A 16,162-nucleotide genomic window follows, 5' to 3' on the forward strand; every position below is an offset into this window, starting at 1 on the left:
TTTAAACTATAAATATCTACTCTCATCCATCTCACCCAAGGATCCTTCGATCGTGTTTACCACCGTTGCACCGACCCAAAATCCCCTACCTCGCGATCTTTTTGCGGCCATTCAAGATCTCAAAAAAGAGCTAAATGCCGTGATTTTGGCTCACTATTACCAAGATTCTGAGATCCAAGACATCGCAGACTATCTGGGCGATTCCCTCGGCCTATCCCAACAGGCAGCCCAAACCCAGGCGGATGTCATCGTCTTTGCGGGGGTTCACTTTATGGCGGAAACTGCCAAAATTCTCAACCCCGAAAAATTAGTGCTCCTCCCCGATTTGGCCGCTGGCTGCTCCCTAGCTGATAGTTGTCCCCCAGATGCCTTCGCTGACTTCAAACGGCAGCACCCGGATCACATTGTGATCTCCTACATCAACTGCACAGCGGAAATCAAAGCGATGAGTGACATCATCTGCACCAGTGCCAACGCCGTCAAAATCGTCAACCAAATTCCCCTGGATCAACCGATCATCTTCGCCCCCGATCGTAACTTGGGACGCTACGTCATGGAACAAACTGGGCGCGAGATGGTGCTGTGGCAGGGCAGTTGCATGGTGCATGAAACATTTTCTGAGAAAAAACTGATTGCCCTCAAAATGGCCCATCCCCAGGCAGAAGTCATTGCCCACCCGGAATGCGAAATTCCCCTGCTGAAACATGCCAATTACATCGCCTCCACCACTGGATTGCTGAAATATTGCCAACAGAGCCGCAGTTCCTCCTTCATTGTGGTGACGGAACCGGGAATTATTCACCAAATGCAAAAAGCTGCTCCCGATAAGGAATTTATTCCCGCGCCCCCCACTCAAAACTGTGCTTGTAACGAATGCCCCCACATGCGGTTAAATACATTGGAAAAATTGTATTTAGCTATGAAAAATCGAGCACCGGAAATTACCCTCCCGGAGGCAACTAGAGTTGCAGCGCTGCGTCCGATGCAACGGATGTTGGAGATGAGTTGAAGGGCATCTACAGTCGCGATCTCGTTGCGATCGATGCGTGATTGAGGCGCGATCGGGCGCTAGCAGACAACGGGTTTGAGGGTCTGCTCGACAGCGCTAGGAGGAATCCTCCGATGCGACTAAGGTCATGCAAAAATCATGCAATAATATTGCGTTGGCTTCTTACCCGATCATCCCGATGTCACAGTTGTTCGATATCTCCGCCGAACTGATGGAAGTTGTGAAGGATGGATTTACCTTCCAACTTCCCGACCCTGATGATGAAGCAATCTCTGAGGTCGAGTTTCAGCAAAAAATCGAGCTAGCTTGGCAGGTGTGCGATCGATTTGATCTGCAAACCGATATTTGGCGTGGACGCATTTTACGCACGATCCGCGATCGGGAAAAGCATTTGGGCGAAGGACGGAGTGCAGGCTTTCTCAACTGGCTCAAGGATCGGGAAATTAGCCGCAGCCATGCCTATAACCTAATCGATCTGGCCAATAGTGCCGACCATCTCTTAGAGCAGGGCTACCTCGAAACTGAGGATATTAATCAATTCACCAAACGGGCGTTTGTTGCCACGGCCCAATCCGCTCCAGAAGTGCAGCAAATGATTGCTGATTCCGCCAAACAGGGCAACAAAATTACTCGGCGGGAAGTCCGACAACTTTCAGATGAGTGGACGGCCATGACCTCTGACTTGCTGCCGGAGGAAGTGCGGGCCAAAGCTGCGGATCAAACCATTCCGCCCAAATATTTGGCTCCGCTGGTTAAGCAAATGGAAAAGTTGCCAGAAGTGCACCAAGTGACGATCCGGGATGCGGTTGCCGACAGTCCCAATGTGGATACGTTGAAACAGGTGACCGCTGAGGCGCGCTATCTGGCCCGGTACTTAGAATCGGCCAACCAGGTGCAGGCGCTGAGCGAATCGAATGTTGATCTAGAGTTAGCCCTAGAAGAAGCCTTGCGGGTGGGCGTGCTCAATTCAACGGCGGAATTAGTCAACCAAGCCGCAGCCCTAGAAAGCACGATCGCCAAGCTGTATACAACTTGGCGACGGATCAATCAATTGTCTGAACGACTGTATGTGGATACGGGAGCCAGTACTCCCCATCTGCGGGGGCTGTTGAGCCGGTTGGATATCCTCGCCAGTGATGTGGTGGAAGTCACTTTGGGCGATCCCCAAGGGCAAGGATTTTCCCGGACGATTCGGCTCACGATCGCAGAAGAAACATTGGGTGGTAGCCCGCTGTCCGATGTTCCGCCCGAGCTAGGAACTTGGGAAGTTGAATCCTAAGCCGTAAAATTCGCCCCCCACTGGCTGGGAACTTTCGACTTACTTCATCACAGGTTCCTGCGCCAGATCGCCTAGGTCAACGGATTGCAGTAAGCTTTTCCAGTCGTTTTGCACCGCAGGGTTTGGATTTTGTTCCCGCAGATCCGCAAGGATATTGACCGCTTCCTGCCAAACCCCCGATTCTGCATAGAGGTTGGAATGTTCCTTCACTGGCAGGATTTGTAATTTGCGCTGTACATCCTCCGGCAAGTTCACCCGCTCAATCCAACCTTCCGTTACCAAATCCCCCGATCGATCGTCCGCATCACAGACGAGGGCAAATTTCCACTGATAGGTTTGCCCAACACGCAAGGACTGGGCTGTTTTGGGGATGCTCAAGCGCACGATACCCGCCTTCCCGCTCAAGGCAAAATCCTGGGAATACAGTTCATCACCTTGCTCATTCAGCAAGACAAACGAGGCAGAGGTGGCACTGGTTTGGGGGACATGCCACATCAACGTGGGATGGTCAGACGTGGTGGTGATGACATTATCTTGGGGCACGATCGCTACCACAGAGTCTTGGAGTTTGCGTTGATCAGCCTGTAAAGTTGGGCAAGCTCCACGGGTACCACCGCCCTCCCGACGACCCGGTAACCCACGATTTTTCGGGGTGAAGCGTTGTGCCGATGCAACATCAGCCAAACTGACAGTCACCAACGTGGCAGCCACAAGGCAGAGCAAACCTGAACGAATAAAACCCATAGAAGTAACCCACAGTTAGGAACAATAGCAACGCGCTAGGAAATTAACCAGTACATGAACCAGTACCTTGATTGTTTGGGATTGCGAGACTCTCTCAATCCGGGAATGTCCGGAAAAATAGTTAGAACAACTAGTGGCACTGAGTAGGGCTACGGAATCGAGATTGCTACTGGATTCACGGGAACATCTTGATTCGCAACTACTCGATAGACATTGACCTGTTGCTGTTTGCCAGCTAATCCAATCATGCCCCACGCTTCCAAGGCAAATTTTTCAGCTAGATATTGTTGGGTGGATTCACTAATGAGAATACGGCAGGGATCAGGTTGCCGTTGTTTTTCACAACTTTCCAAGCGTGATGCCGTGTTCACCGCATCTCCAATCACGCCATACTCTAGGTGATCCCGATTGCCCAAGGTACCAACGACGACGGTTCCTGTACAAATTCCCACCCGCATTTGAATGGGGCCAAATCCCCGCTCTCCCCATTCTTGATTGAGCGTTTCTAGCCGTTGGGCCATTTCGATCGCGCAGTTCACTGCATCTTGAGCATCCGCCGCAATTTCTTCGGGGGTCGTGCGGGCGATCGGCACACCAAATACTGCAAAAATGCCATCCCCCATGAATTTGTTCACAACCCCTTGATGGTGATGAATGGCGGCAGTCATGGTGCTGAGATATTCATTCAACCAGCGCATGAGGTCAGGGGGTGTCAGATTTTCGGAAATGCCGCTAAAGCCCCGCAGATCGGAAAATAACATGGTTGCTACCACCTGTTGCCCGGTTAAATGGCCGGATTGGATCAAATCATGGCGATTTTCCCACAGGGTTTGGGCCACCTTGGGCGACGTATTTTGACCGAGCAACGTCATGGCCATGCGATTTTGGCGTTGTAGCATCTGGGCACGATAGGCAATCACGCAGCCCCCCCCCGCGATCGCGCTGACGATCGGAGCGACCACCGGAACCCAAAGTCCTTGCGTCAAGGCAATGAAGCCCAAACTGGAAGAGGTCGCGAGGATACCGACTTGGACGATCGCCCAGGGAAAAATCCTGCGCATTCGCCAAGCCACAATGGCACTCACAAGCCCCCAAATGGCGATCCATAGCCGTTCCGTGCCATTGGAGAACGATCGAATTAAAGGCCGTTTACCACTGGCAGCATCCAGAATTTGGCTGATGGTTTGCCCGTGAACTTCTACACCACTCATTTGGTGCTCATTTTTTTGGCTGGGGCTGTAGGGGGTGTAGAAAAAGTCCTTACTACTGATCGCAACATTGCCAATCAGCACAATTTTGTCCCGAATCCAGTCCGCGGGGACCTGCCGATCGAGCAATTGCGATAAGGTGACGCGACGACCAACCACTAAATTACGGTAATTCAAGAGAATTTGGTGACCCCTTGTATCAGCCGTGCGGTAGGCTCCGGCGGTGCTTCCGATCGGCCAAAAGGTACTCTTTCCTAATTTCAAAATCCCCGCTTCTTCGGGACTTTCCTCTGCCATCACCCCATCTTTTTCTAAATAGGTAAAGGCTAACTGCATTGCAAAGGACGTTTCTTCCTGGGCAAAAATTAACGTCCGCCGCACAACACCATCGCGATCGATGGAAATGTCATTAAAACCAATTTGTTCCGGTGGCATTCCGGGTGGGGGCGGAATTTGTTCATCGGCAAGATTGGAAATGCGATGGATGGCCACCACATTTTTGGCTTGAAGTTGCTGAAGCAGAGCGGACTGCCCTAGCCCTTGGGGTAAGTCGCGATAGAAATCAAGGCCGATCGCCCGCGGTTTTGCCGCTTGCAGAATGGCGAGGGTCTCTGCTAAGGTGCGATCGCTAGGGGTGGCGACATTGAGGCGGCGAAGATCGGTCTCGGTGACGCCCACAATCAAAAGACGATCGTCGGGTTCTTGCCCGGGGCGTAGGCGTACCATCAGGTCATAGGCTCGGAGCTCCAAGGGCTCTAAAATGCCCTTTTGTTCCATTACCAGAATGCTGGCAATAATGCTCAAGCTCAGCAAGCTAGCTTTTAAGAGCGGTTTATCTAGGAGTCGGGATAGGGAATGTCGCATCATAGCAATCCAGGTAGAACTCTCAATGAAAGAGCAATTGCAGCCACAAAAATCTGTATTAAGCGTCGTGAAATTGATCTAGCGTGAAATTGATCTAGTGGGAAGCCCAGTGGAGAGGGCCAGTGGAGAGAGATAGCGGTTGAAATTGCCACTGTACCTGACTCTGGAAATTCTGGAGGAACCCCTGGCCTGATGGATACTCTTCCTGTATCTCTCAAAAAAGTGCACAATCTGTTGAACTGGCAGCACTGGTTTGACTCAGTGAACTCATTCAACGCCCTAGACTAAGTTCCATGCCGCTTGATTGTAGGCTGGTTGACTTGAATCAAAACACGATAAGCTTGAACGCTAAGAATATATTTGTGAGCGAATCGAACTAGAATTTCAGATTAAAACTTGCAACTAGAATTCATCACTAAAATTCATAACTAGAATTAAAATAAAAGGCAGGTGAGAACGATCGTACTGACCCGATCGATCTCAAAGGCAACGCGACATCCACTTGAAAGGATATCTTTTCAGTGGGTTGCCAGAGTAAGCCAATCCCAGCACTGCTGATTAATCCTTTTGCATCCTGCGACATGACTCCCGAATGATTCCAGGTAACTCCTAGGTCAAGAAACGGTGATGCAGTCAAGACCGATCGACCTTTGGCATTTCGTTTGAACACCCACTGCTCCGAAAGTGAAAATGTCACACCATTATCTGTATTAAAAAAGTTCACAGGATAGCCTCGGAGTGTGGTAGCTCCCCCTGCACTAAACCGTTGGGACGGATGCAGTTCGGTCGAAGCAAGTTGCCAGCTTAGTTCAGCCAATAAAGCATGATTTTTACCTAACACCAGTTGCCGCTGAAACTGCCCTGACCAAGTAAGAAAACTGGTGGCTTCCGAGGCGGATTCCGTTTGCGTATTGCCCAAATTAAACTGGGAATTGAGTCGCCAAAAGCCCTGAAAGTCCCGCTTTACAACTTCCTGTCCAAACCGTAGCATCTTGGTCTGACTTTCGCTGGACAAGATATCAGCCACTAACGTTTTTCCTCGGCGGTGAATCACGCCTAGGGAAAGGGCAACCTCTTCCGAGGGGATGCGCACGATCGGTTGGCGGAGGGTGATTTCTGCGAGATGGGAACTCCCAGTAATGTCCAATTCCTTAAATTCTGGATCGGTGAGCCGGAATTGGTTAGGAGAAAACCGAACTAGCAGCGTTCCTTGTTTGCTATTGAGGGGATATTGATAAATTAAGTTTGCTAGGGCAGATCCGCCCGTGGTGGAACGATCGAAACTGGCAATGACTAAATCGCCAATACCAGACAGGTTGCGGCTGCCAGCCACAAACCCTAAACTCGTGCGACCGACCGCAGGGGCATTGTGATTACTCACCGTAAATTGCCCAAAGGTGGAAGGTGCTTCTTTGATGCGAATACTGAGAATGCTATTCCCAACACTACTGCCTTCCTTCAGAGAAGCCTCAATATTTTCCACTAAGGGGTCGGCACGCAGCAGACGCAAGTGATTTTCGAGTGCCTCTTGATTGAGGGGCAATAATCCCGCCCGTTCAATCCGTTTGCGCAGGTATTGGGGATTAATCCTTTGGCTGCCTGTAATTTCAATTTTTTCTAACCGCCCCTCAATTACCTGAATAGCGACCTTGCCATTTTCGATCGTTTGATCTGCGAGAACAGCCCGTGACGTGAGGTATCCATGATCTAGATAGTATCGGGTGACGGCATCTGCTGCTTTTTGCAGATCCTCTAGCTTTAGGGTTTGATCTTCATAGGGCTGGGTGACATTGGCCAGTTCCCAAGGTCGAAAAACGGTACTGCCCTTGACCTCAAACTGCTGTACATAAACGGTGGGTGAACCTTCGCTAGGGCCAGAAGATACATCTGACGCAGAGGGATGTAACTGAGAAGAGGCTAAAAGAGGTGATTGGTTCCGTAAAGGTAAGCTAAGAGGTGCGGTGATCGATGCAATGGGAGGCAAGGCGACTGGGGACTGAGCATCGATGGTCATTCGATCGATGGTCGTTCGATCGACACTGGTGCGATCGACGGTAGCTAGACAGGGGTGAGCGAGTCCCCCGATCGTAAGAAACAGTCCAAATCCTCCCAATGTGCGTTGCATACGAAAGATCAAGATTGGCCCATCCATGGTATTCACCTAGATGATTGGTCACTGTTAGGACTGGTCACTGTGGTAATTGGTGATTGTTAGAACTGATTGTTAGAACTGTCTAGATACCTGTGCAGAAATCGATAGAAACCTGCGCATTCCTAGAGTCCTAATCCCAGACTGCCCTCAATTGGCGCTAGACAGATCAATGAGGCTGAGAAAACTCAACACTCAAGGGAACTCAATCCTGTTGGAAACCAGTATTGCTCATCAGCATCATTATTGATTTCCGTAAAGATGCGGTCGTTCAACCTGAAACTCTTCGGTCAGTATAGGCTCACGACTCTCACCCGGAGAGAGTTGAAAAGTTTGTCAGGTATTCATCTCTAGGACATTGTTTATGCAACGGTTTGTCAAATCCTCTTTGGTTATCGCACAGGCTTCGGTTGGTATGCTAGGTGTAATCACCTTGGCAGCGGGCTCTGCATTGGCTGACAATGCATCCGTTAGCGGCTCGGTTAGCTTCACAACACCAGCAGGTTACACTACATCTTTTTCTGCTGAAAAGGTAGCTCCCACCGGCTATGGCTTTAATGGTGCAGTAACCGTGACTGCGATTCCGGGTGCTGCGGATGGAACTCCCTCTGGAATGACTCTGGATAGCACAATGTCTACTGTGGTCGCTAACTCCACTGCTGGTGCGACATTGAAAGAAAATGTGCTGACGAAGTTGGGTGGTTTGGATGTGTCAACTAAGAGTGGGTTGGATGCCTACACCGCAATTGTGAAGGCGGCGGCTGGTACTGACGGGCTGGAATAGACTGATTTGCAAACTGACTCATTGGCGGTATGACTTCCCATCAAGGGAATTTCTCATCCACCTAAATCATGAGAATTGAAACAGAAAGGGGCACTCTAGAGGATGGCCCCTTTTTCAGTTCGCTTTGTTGGGTGAAGGCATTTCCCCATGCGTTATTGTTGGTTTTGGATTAGTGCATCGATCGTTGGTTTAACCTATGCGCAGCAGGCTGTAGCAAGAGAAGTGACTCTCTCCCCATCTTCTTCTGTTCTGGAGGCTTCACCAGTAGAACTGCCAGCCTTGTCTGCAGATCATTCCAGCACGACAAACAATTCCAGCACAGCTAACAATTCCAGCACAGCTAACAATTCCAGCACAGCTAACAATTCCAGCACAGCTAACAATTCCAACACCAATCCTATTGCATACAGCCAACCTGCATCTTTAATGACTGTCCGGCGTCAGCAAGGACAATCAGCAGCAGGTTTGTTGGAGTTTGCGTCAGAATCATCGGAGAATACGGATTCGATCGAACTATCGACCAACAGCCTATCGACCAACAGCTTCCCCAGCGCTGAGGATCCTTTGGTAGGGCAGGTCATTTCAGTGGATACGGCTACGAATGCACCCAATTCCTGGTTAGCTTCGCATGCTTGGTTAAAGACGCCAGTGGCCTCACCCCCGCCAGTTCAGCCAGCATCCCCGGTGTCTCCGCCGCAGTCAACCCCACGTACTCCAGTCCAATCACCCATTGCTTCTTCTCAAACTTTAGCGACTCCTAGGCCAGCAAATGCCTCAGGGGAAGGGCCATCGCGTCCCTCCGCGCCAACGATCGCGGCCCAACCGATTAATTCTGTAGAAACCGTTCCAACCCTGGAACCTACTGTCCAAGATGGCCGTGTACAGCTTGTCCCCAAAACTGCTCCCGGTGCAGAGACCCTGATTTCTCCAGAAGAAGCACGGAAAAATCAGGTCTTTAATGCGTTGTCCAATAGCTCCCAGCGCTATCCGGCCTTAGTGAACCCCTATGGACGATCGCAGCCTCGGTTGAATTGGTGGGAGCAACGGAAAAAGAGTAATGCAGTCAGCTTAAGTACCTCTTTGGTGGGTCAGCAACTCACCGTCAAAGATTTTTCTATCACCTCCTTTGCCCCCGATCGCCAGTTGTATTGGATTCTGCCAGGGAACCGAATTGTGGTGGAAACCCAGGGCTGGGTGGGCGATCTGGACTATTTAGGACGGGCTACCGACACCACGATCGAACAGAAATTTAAAGTGACTCAGCCACTGTGGGGGATGCAAGCAGCATGGATGTTACCCCAACCTTTACTGGATTTGATTGATCAAGGGGGGGCGCAAAATACCAGCATTTTATCGATCGCGGGTGAGGTCAATAGTTTAGGCAGTGCAGATACCACTTCGATCGTTTTAGATAGCGGTGGGTTTCTATCAGCGCAAAGCAATGGGCAAAGCAATGGGCAAAGTAATGGGCAAAGCAATGGCCAAACCATTCCCCGTAGTACACCGATCTTGATTCAACCCCCTCGTCCAGGAGAAGCCTCAACCTACAATCCAGAGGGTGGGGGAGCATTGTTTGATTCATTGCTACCAATGAATACGCCTAAAATTCTCCAAGCTTTCCCAAGTACTAACTTACAGGTGCTCTTAGAAGGAGAAGGCGTATTTGAAGGAGCCCGCATTGATGCAGCATTGTTAGAACAAGCAGGGATTAGCTTTGGCAATCCCTTTACTGGGCAAGGATTTGCCTTCAATCCCGAAGTGACCTCGCTGCCGGGAATCAAAACCCTCCAGCGCGCGCAATTTGATAATTATGACTTGCTGAATGTTTTATCGAATCCATTTATTAATGAAAAACAGCGGCAAGCCTTTTATCTCAATTCGCTCTACTGGGTGTCCCTAGGACTGCGGAAGCCTAGAATTTTGGAGACTGCGGTCACCAAAAGCGCTGAAGATTGGTATCTAGCTCGGCTGAGTCGCCCCCATAACCGGACTCTACTGCAATATGAAAAACAACCCGGCCATGCAACTTACTACAATTTATTTATCAATCCAGGAGTGGCGATCGCCTTTTCCAAGGATGCCAGTGAGTTTCACCAGGCGCAAAGTATTAATACCAGCCTGGGCTATCTCTTGGGTGGGATTTTCACATTTGTCCATCCCTATCGGTTAGAAAAAAGCCTTTGGGAAGCGAACCTACGCCGGAAGCGAGAAGAACCCTTTGCAACACTCAGAACCAACACAACCCTCGAACAGCGCAAGCAAATTAATGCCCGGATTAACCAGTCTCTTAATATCGCCCAGTTAAGTTCTGGCTTACATTTGGTGTCTGGAGCCTTTACCTACCCCAGCCCGATTACCCCCACGAAATCTCATTTATTTCAAGTCCGTACGGGCACTCACCGTCGCTTTGTCCGGTTTATCCAAGCGGATCAATCCACGAGATCGGGTGAGATTTATATTTCTAAATTGCGATTATCAGATCAAACCTTTGGGCCGTTGGCAACGATCGGTCTCCCTGTACCGACTAAACTAACTTCGATCGATAAAGACCGCAAAACCGCTGTCAAAACCATTCTCACGAACGATCGACAAACGGTTCAGTTTGAATTATCCGACGACTTAAATTTAGTTGCCATTCCCATTGGCATTCGACTCTTTGACATGGCCTTCGATCGCCTAGAACTGTCGCAAATTGGCTATGTCACGACTGAGTTGCAAAGCTTTGAAGGCTATCTTCAACTCCCAGCAGTAGAAGCGGTGTGGCAAAAATCCAGTGGCAAGTTTTACTATGCAGTGGCCGCTGGAGCTTGGCTGAATTTCAGTAAAAATGTTGCTCCGAATGTGTTGCGGAATGATATCGGAACACCAGAACCTGGATTTGGATTGTATGCCAATGCTGTGATGAACTGGTCGAATCCCCAATTCAAACTGAATGCCGATAAAAAAATTGTTGCCGTTACAAATAACATTGTGACTCTGCAACTTTCGTGGAATAGTGCCCAAACTCGCAATAATCCAGCCTATGCCAACTTCAGTTATGTCCATCTGCGCCAAACGCCATCGGTCAATTACACCCTCAGTGCAGGGTTATTCCTAGCGGCCAATTCCCGGGCTGAAAACGGTGAAAAATCAGTGACGCTCACCAATTTTTTAACGGGACAATTTAACTTTGCTTCAGGATTCGATTTGAACACCTCGTTAGAAATCAGCGATCGGGGATATTTCACCTTAGAAGCCATGCAGTCGATCAGTCCCCGCTGGTCATTGGGAGCCTATTACCAAAATTATCAAACTCGCACCGGATTAAACCGCCGTCTGGATGGCTCCCAAGTTGGGGTGATTATCCAGCGCCGTAGCCGTAAGGGCAATACCTGGCAATTGCGGATAGGACGGCAACGGGAAGATTGGGAATTCCAATTGCAAGGGGATTTTCGGTTTTAGGGGAGTCGTGGTTTGGGGCATGTTAAGAAGTGGTCGATCGTAGCAATGAACAGGCTTCATCGATCGACCAATGACAACGATCGACCCCACTGCAATTTTCCGAAGGGTGCACCATGGGAAACTGGACTGGTTTAATTTACATTCTAGTGGGCGGCAGTGTCCTCGGACTGGCCTGTATCCCTGTCAGTGCACAGGTTACGCCCGATGGCTTGGGCACCCAAGTCACCACCACCGGCAACCAAATCGAAATTCAGGGAGGCACTCGATCGCGCAATGGCGATAACCTATTTCATAGCTTCGATCGCTTCAATCTCAATTCTGCACAAACTGCCAATTTCCAGGTAGAGGCCGCCACTCGCAATGTATTTGCGCGCATTCGAGGGGGTGAAGCTTCCATCATTGACGGGTTACTTAAGCTGAGTGGTGGTTCAGCCAATTTGTACTTAATGAATCCAGCGGGAATGTTCTTCGGCCCCAATGCACGGCTCAATCTACCTGCGATGTTTTCCGCAACCACGGCAACGGGGATTGGGTTTGAGCAAGGTCGCTGGGAGATCCAATCCAACGGGTCTCCAGACCAGTTCACCAGTGCTCCCACGTCTTTCAGCTTTGCGCTCTCCCAACCCGGCGCGATCGTCAATACCGGCCATCTCGCAGTACAGTCTGGCCAAGCCCTGAACCTATCAGCGGGCACGATCGTCAACACCGGAACACTGCAAGCCCCCGGCGGCCAAATTACCCTGACAGCGGTTCCCGGTGGCCAGCAGGTGCGCCTGAGTCAAACGGGCAGCGTCCTGGGGTTGGAACTCTCGACCCAGCAGCCGATCGCCCAGTGGACTCCGGAAACGATCGGGCAACTCCTAACCAAAACCCAAAACATTCACCACGCCACGCAACTCGAAACAACCCCCGATGGCAAAATTCATCTCAAAGGCTCTGGTACAACAATCTCGCCCAATTTAACTGCTGGAACAGTGGTTCCTGGAACGGTGGTTTCTGGAACAGTGGTGGCATCGGGCACCTTGGATACGGCTTCAACGGGGCAGGGCGGACGGGTGGAAGTGCTGGGCGATCGGGTTCAGGTGGCTCAGGCAACTGTAAAAGCCGATGGGCAAACCGGGGGCGGGACGATTTTGATCGGTGGAGAAAAACAAGGTCAGGGCCGACGGATTAACGCAATCACCACCGAGGTCGATCGCCACAGTGTGATGACGGCCAATGCAGGGCAGCAGGGCAAGGGCGGACAGGTGATTGTCTGGGCCGATCGGGATACGCAATTTGCGGGAACCATTCAAGCTCAGGGCGGCCAACAGCAGGGTGATGGCGGATTTGTGGAAGTGTCGGGCAAGCAGCGCCTCCGCATGGCCGGATCTGTGGATGTTGGCGCACCTCAAGGGAATTTGGGTCAGGTTTTGTTAGATCCCACGGATATCCTGATTAGTAAAACGGGGAGCAATACTTTACCCGATGCAAATTCTCCGGATAGTACCTGGACGATTAGCCCCGATGCGCTCTCAACAATCACTGGCAATATTACCCTCACCGCCGATCGCAGCATTTGGTTTCAAACCAATCCCAATAGTTCTGACAATACGGTTGCTTTGGGATCGGGCGGACAAATTACGTTTCGGGCAGGGACAGAGTTTCGATCGGATGTGGGGTTGACCAGCGAAGGTCGATCATTACTGATTCAAGCACCCAAAATTCAGCTACAAACCATCAATACATCCCTGGCCCAAAATCGACAGGGATCGGTAACCCTCCAAGGTTTACCCAGTGATGAGATTATCAATTCTTCTAGTGATTCTTCTAGCAATGCTTTAAATTCTAAAAAATCGGTTCAGGTCAGTTTTCGGAACATTATTACCCCTGGCCAAGATGTCACGATCGATGCCGATCGCATCAATGGCGATCTAATTTTAACATCTGCGACCGATAAAGTATTAACGACTGGTAAGGTGAGATTAACTGGAACCCGCAACTTAAGTGTCTCGGGGGTCATTACCCAAGGGCAAGATGTGACGTTGACCAGTCGCTTAGATCAGACCTCTGGACAGATTCAAACGGGGCCAGTTATTACCTTTGGGGGCTCTGTACAAATGACTGCCAATCGAATTCAAGCGGGTTTGATTTGGACCACACCTAACGGCACAACGAGCCAATTCGATCGGGCGGGAAATATTACATTGCAAGCGAGTACCGATCTCATGGCTCGCCACTTAGAAGCTAATGGCCAAGGGCCAGGACGGGCAGGCGATATTCGTTTAATCAATCCTTCTGGCGATATCATTGTAGATAGTATCCAAGCCTATGGCGGGAGCGGGGGCGGTAATGTAGACCTTCAGGGAGATACCATTCGCATCGTCGGTGCACGCTATGAGAGCAACGCTAACAATAGTCAAGGCGCGCCGACCTATGAACCGAGTAGTATCAAAGCGGGGGAATCCCTCACCATTACTCAACGGGGGGGGCCTACGAACCAGCCCTTCATTGTTGGAGATGCCAGTTTGAATGGTAGCAACCGCAAAATTGTTGTTGCAGGTCAAGCGATAGAAGGCGGATCATTTGCGATTCAAAACCAAACGGTTCAATATCAACCGCTCAAAAACTTTACCCTCACAGCGGAGAATCAGAGTCCCTATTTTCCCAATTTAGATGGAGCAGATTTCCTCTACAAAACCGTCGATCCAGGAAGTCGTTCTGTTTTTACCTTGGCAGAGTTAGGATTTACGAATCCAGTCGATCCCGATCGCGATCAAGTGCAAGTTTATCTTCGTCCCGTGAATCCAGGGGGCCAAGGGATTGGACAACTGTTTGATGCCACCGGACGCCTGATTACTAGTACCACGCCAATTCGGTTAACCGATCGGCTAACCTATGTTGCACCCAGCAATGGAGCAGATTCTACCCGGTTTGAAGTCCTTGCTTTAGATGGCACTCGGACTGAGGCGTCACTCGCAACCGCCCCTCGGGTTTCGCTGCTGCTCTCAGCGCCCCTAATACCCACAGTGGAACCACCTGTTCCAGAAACCAATTCCACCAAAATTTCCCTAGATATGGGAACCTCGCTGTCCAATGTTTCTTTGGAAGAAGCTTCTCGCGTCGATAATCAGCTCAGCCAAGAATTTATTGCCGTATTTGGGGGTGAATTGCCTAAGTTTGTCGATGGAGCAGAGTTAGTTCGCCAAATTGAAAAACAGTTGAAAATCCGGCCTGCGCTCGTCTATCTGCGGACGCAAATGAACGAATTAGAACTCACCTTAATTACAGCGAGGGGACGCTTTCGGAAACGGGTGGTGATTAGTCGCGATCGTCTATTAGATTTAGTCAAAACCTTTCGCCGGGAAGTGACTAATCCCTTAAAGACCCACAGTACCAGCTATTTAGCCAGTGCTCAAAAGTTATATGAGTGGATAATTACTCCCCTGAAGACTGATTTGGAACAACAGGGGATTACGAATATCGTCTTTCTCCCTGAAGCGGGGTTACGAGCCTTGCCCTATGCCGCACTCCATGATGGGCAGAAATTTTTAATTGAGCAATACAGTGTGGGGTTGATGCCTAGTGTTGGGTTAACCCAAACTAACTACTTCGACCTGCGCCGGAGCCGTGTCCTGGCGATCGGAATTTCTGAAGTGACCCAAGGGCAAACGCCGCTACCCATGGTGAAAACGGAATTAGCCACCATTGCCCAACTCTGGAATAAGCAAACCACCTACCTCAATCAAGAGGCTACCTTGAATAATCTGAAAACCGCACGACAAAAACAGGATTTTCAAATTGTGCATGTGGCAACCCACGCCAACTTTACCGCTGACTCTCCTAAAGATGCTTACATTCAACTCTGGAACGATCGCTTGAAGCTCGAACAAATTCGTCAATTGGATTGGAATAACCCCGCCGTGGAATTGTTAGTTCTGAGTGCTTGTCGAACGGCATTGGGCAATCGCGATGCAGAATTAGGGCTAGCGGGACTTTCGCTACAAACTGGGGTCAAAACTGCGGTGGCCAGTTTATGGTACGTCAATGACACCGCCACCATGTCACTTATTAGTCAGTTCTACCAATCCATGCGCACCTCTCCGGTGAAAGCGGAAGCTCTGCGGCAAGCCCAGATAGCCATGGCTCGCGGAACCCTGCGCTTCAAAGAGGGCAAAATTACTGGCCTCTCTTCTGCACAAGACATCGACATTCCAAACGCTCAAACGGTGAGTGACTCTAGTTTCAAACATCCCTACTATTGGGCTGCGTTTACAATGATTGGTAATCCTTGGTAGGTTGGGGGGCAAGAATCAGTCCAAGAATGAGCCCTAGGGGGGATTCGTTGGGCAAATGTTGCAAAAATTGTGATATGGATCAGCCTAGGGCTTGAGATCGATCTCCGTAGTCTCCCCAACGCCTCGCTATACTGATGACAAAAAATCAAATATCATCTCAGGTGCTCTATCCAATTCATTCAGTCGCATACCAGATTGACGCCCTTTATATAGATGCTTTATAGCATCATGAAGGATCCCTGTGGGCTGATTCCTGTAATCTGCTGATTCCTGTAATCTATTGAGCAATGGTTCCTCTGCTTAATATCCAGTAATCTGCTCAGTCCTTCCCACTGTTTGTAGTCCGATCCCATTTGTCGATCGATGAAGGGTCAGTCTTGCAAATATTAGGATTCATTCACCAGGAT

At 50.0% G+C, this 16,162-nt stretch carries 8 protein-coding genes; 5 read left to right on the plus strand and 3 right to left on the minus strand.

The features are described 5' to 3' along the window. The first annotated feature begins 52 nt into the window (after positions 1 to 52). Complete coding sequence (gene nadA / locus H6G21_RS04785; protein ID WP_190571066.1) at positions 53 to 1,009, plus strand: quinolinate synthase NadA; 957 nt, start codon at positions 53 to 55, stop codon at positions 1,007 to 1,009. Positions 1,010 to 1,187: 178 nt separating this feature from the next. Next, positions 1,188 to 2,288 carry a hypothetical protein gene (locus H6G21_RS04790; RefSeq protein WP_199307016.1) on the plus strand — a complete coding sequence of 367 codons (1,101 nt, stop codon included), beginning with the start codon at positions 1,188 to 1,190 and terminating at the stop codon, positions 2,286 to 2,288. Between the two features lie 39 nt (positions 2,289 to 2,327). Here the strand turns inward: H6G21_RS04790 and H6G21_RS04795 are convergent, their stop codons facing one another. The 3 genes from H6G21_RS04795 to H6G21_RS04805 form a co-directional block, all read right to left on the minus strand. After that, on the minus strand, positions 2,328 to 3,032 hold the full coding sequence (locus tag H6G21_RS04795) for a DUF928 domain-containing protein (RefSeq protein WP_190571068.1): 705 nt from the start codon (positions 3,030 to 3,032) through the stop codon (positions 2,328 to 2,330). Positions 3,033 to 3,181: 149 nt separating this feature from the next. After that, positions 3,182 to 5,107 carry an adenylate/guanylate cyclase domain-containing protein gene (locus tag H6G21_RS04800; protein WP_190571070.1) on the minus strand — a complete coding sequence of 642 codons (1,926 nt, stop codon included), beginning with the start codon at positions 5,105 to 5,107 and terminating at the stop codon, positions 3,182 to 3,184. 412 nt (positions 5,108 to 5,519) lie between these two features. After that, positions 5,520 to 7,229 (minus strand): POTRA domain-containing protein, encoded by a 1,710-nt coding sequence (locus H6G21_RS04805; RefSeq protein ID WP_190571073.1) that lies wholly within the window; start codon positions 7,227 to 7,229, stop codon positions 5,520 to 5,522. Between the two features lie 439 nt (positions 7,230 to 7,668). On the opposite strand from H6G21_RS04805, the gene H6G21_RS04810 reads away from it, so the two are divergent. From H6G21_RS04810 to H6G21_RS04820, 3 genes are all read left to right on the plus strand, one after another. After that, positions 7,669 to 8,037, plus strand: coding sequence for a hypothetical protein (locus H6G21_RS04810; RefSeq protein WP_190571075.1), 369 nt, complete (start codon positions 7,669 to 7,671; stop codon positions 8,035 to 8,037). A 147-nt stretch (positions 8,038 to 8,184) separates the two neighbouring features. After that, positions 8,185 to 11,478, plus strand: a complete 3,294-nt coding sequence (locus H6G21_RS04815) for a hypothetical protein (RefSeq protein ID WP_190571077.1) — start codon at positions 8,185 to 8,187, stop codon at positions 11,476 to 11,478. 113 nt (positions 11,479 to 11,591) lie between these two features. Continuing rightward, positions 11,592 to 15,755 (plus strand): CHAT domain-containing protein, encoded by a 4,164-nt coding sequence (locus H6G21_RS04820; protein WP_190571079.1) that lies wholly within the window; start codon positions 11,592 to 11,594, stop codon positions 15,753 to 15,755. Positions 15,756 to 16,162 lie beyond the last annotated feature (407 nt).

Origin of the sequence: Alkalinema sp. FACHB-956, from assembly GCF_014697025.1 — a bacterium.
In the GTDB taxonomy this organism is placed as follows: Bacteria; Cyanobacteriota; Cyanobacteriia; order Leptolyngbyales; family Leptolyngbyaceae; genus Alkalinema.